The sequence below is a fragment of the Tunicatimonas sp. genome (genome assembly GCF_049647865.1).
Lineage (GTDB): Bacteria > Bacteroidota > Bacteroidia > Cytophagales > Cyclobacteriaceae > Tunicatimonas.
On record NZ_JBARYM010000031.1, the window covers coordinates 1 to 2,230 of the forward strand.

General features: G+C 43.5%; 3 protein-coding genes. 2 read left to right on the top strand and 1 reads right to left on the bottom strand.

All coding sequences use genetic code 11. From position 1 onward, the window contains the following. Window positions 1-194 (top strand): hypothetical protein (locus WBA23_RS01355; RefSeq protein ID WP_424580437.1); only part of this gene is annotated, 194 nt, incomplete at its 5' end. Next, on the top strand, window positions 191-1,111 hold the full coding sequence (locus WBA23_RS01360; RefSeq protein ID WP_424580438.1) for a histone deacetylase family protein: 921 nt from the start codon (window positions 191-193) through the stop codon (window positions 1,109-1,111). The genes WBA23_RS01355 and WBA23_RS01360, both read left to right, overlap by 4 nt. 95 nt (window positions 1,112-1,206) lie before the next feature. Here WBA23_RS01360 and WBA23_RS01365 read toward each other — a convergent pair. After that, window positions 1,207-2,230: calcium/sodium antiporter (locus WBA23_RS01365; RefSeq protein WP_424580439.1), on the bottom strand; the 1,024-nt coding region annotated here is incomplete at its 5' end.

Here is a 2,230-nt window from a genome sequence, read left to right on the forward strand (position 1 = left end):
ATATTATTGTTGCCAAAAATGCGGTGCGCGATCTGAATCAATTGAACCAATACTTTGACTACGAACAATTAATTATCGACGGTTCTAATTCCTACTACACTACCAAAAGTCTTACAAAGCAAGCTGAGAAAAAACATATCAACTATCACTCAGTTCCGGTACAGGGCGCATTAACTATCAACTTATCACCTTGAGCCAAACGGAACCTTCAATTTTCTTTTCCAATCAATATCTGTACACTTTACCGGAGAATCACCGCTTTCCGATTGACAAATATATCTTGGTAAAAGAGCAACTGCTATACCAGGGAATCATTCAGGAAGAGCAACTTGTTGACCCAGAACTCTGCACTGAAAAAGATATTTTACGAGTGCATAAGGCTGAGTATTGGCAAGCCATTAAAACCTGCACGTTACCACCACGCATGGTGCGCCGAATTGGATTACCCAATACGGAAGTTTCGGTAAAGCGGGCCCAAAGTAGCGTAGCCGGAACCATCGCGGCGGCTGAAACTGCTTTAAAAATTGGGATCGGCGTGAACTTAGCGGGAGGAACCCACCATGCGTACCCTGACCGAGGTGAAGGATTTAGCACACTTAATGATATTGCGATTGCTAGCCGAAGGTTGTTAGCTAATCAGTTGGTGAAGCGAATTCTCATCATCGATTTGGATGTACACCAGGGGAATGGGAACGCAGTAATTTTTCAGGGCGAACCATCGGTTTTTACTTTCAGTATGCACGGGAAAGATAATTATCCGCTCAAAAAAGAGCAGTCTGATTGGGATATTGCGCTACCCACCGGAACGGAAGACGATGAATATTTGGGTATTCTAAAAGAAGCTTTGCCAAAGTTGATAGAACGCCAGCAGCCTCAAATTGTCTTCTATCAGTCGGGAGTAGATGTATTAGCTACCGATAAACTAGGGAAATTAGCACTGAGTAAAGCCGGCTGCCGTCAACGCGATAAACTGGTATTTGAACACTGTTTCCGAAGCAACATTCCGGTAGTAACTACCATGGGCGGGGGCTACTCCGAACGCATGGCTGATATTGTGGATGCCCACTGCAATACGATTCACGCCGGATTAGTCATTTATACAGATTTTTAAATTTCAGAATTTAAAGTCACAAGACTGCTTTACTTACTAAAGTAAATCTTCTTTGATTAGCAATTGTCGGGCACTTCCTCTTATTTAGTCTATTCCTACCCCCTTTGAATTAAAAGAATTACGTAGGCTACGTAACAGAGTAGAAATAACCCACCGCCTACTCTACTAACTACCTGGTTTTTTCCTAAACTTACCAAGAGAATAAGTAAGGTACTGGTAGAAATAATGGCTAAAATGTCAAAGTTGCTTAGTACGTTGAACGGCAGGGGATGGATTACCGAACTAATACCGAGTACCCACAGTAGATTGAAAATGTTAGAGCCTACTGCATTGCCTACCGCAATATCGGTGTTACGCTGCTTAGCAGCCACTACTGAGGTGACCAACTCCGGCAAAGAGGTGCCGATAGCCACGACGGTAAGCCCGATAAAACTTTCGCTCATACCCAACTGAGTAGCAATAAAGGTTGCCCCATCAACCGTCCACTTCCCGCCTAAGAATAAAGAAAATATCCCCAATAGTACAAGTCCGCCCGATCTCCATAGAGCAGTTGGCTTAGAGTGGATTTCTTCGGTCTGCTGCTTCTCTTCCTTAGCCACCCTAAAAATGTAGAGCATAAAGAGCGCAAAGAAAGATAGTAAGATACATCCATCGGCCCGACTGATAATAAGCCCATCGTACCGATCAAATAGGGCAGCATTAGCTAAAAAACCCACCAGTAGAGCCGCTAGTAGTGAGAAGGGAATCTCTGACATTACCGTGTTTCGCTTAATCGGTAGAGGATAAATAAGAGCGGCCACCCCTAAAATTAGCAGAATATTAGCAACGTTGCTACCAAAAACATTTCCAACGGCTAGTCCTGAGTTTCCGTTAAAACTCGCCAAAATGCTCACGATCAGTTCGGGCATAGAGGTGCCTACTGAGACAATTGTCAATCCGATAATCATATCTGACACTCGGAATCTTCGTGCAATGGCGGTAGCCCCGGTAACCAGCCAGTCAGCCCCTTTAATAAGCAACACGAAGCTTAAAGCAAAAAGAATGTACGTAAGCATTATTTTTTTGAAATGTATGCTAGTGTCTACTGCGTATGACCAAATAGGTTGAGGAAGAGTAGAT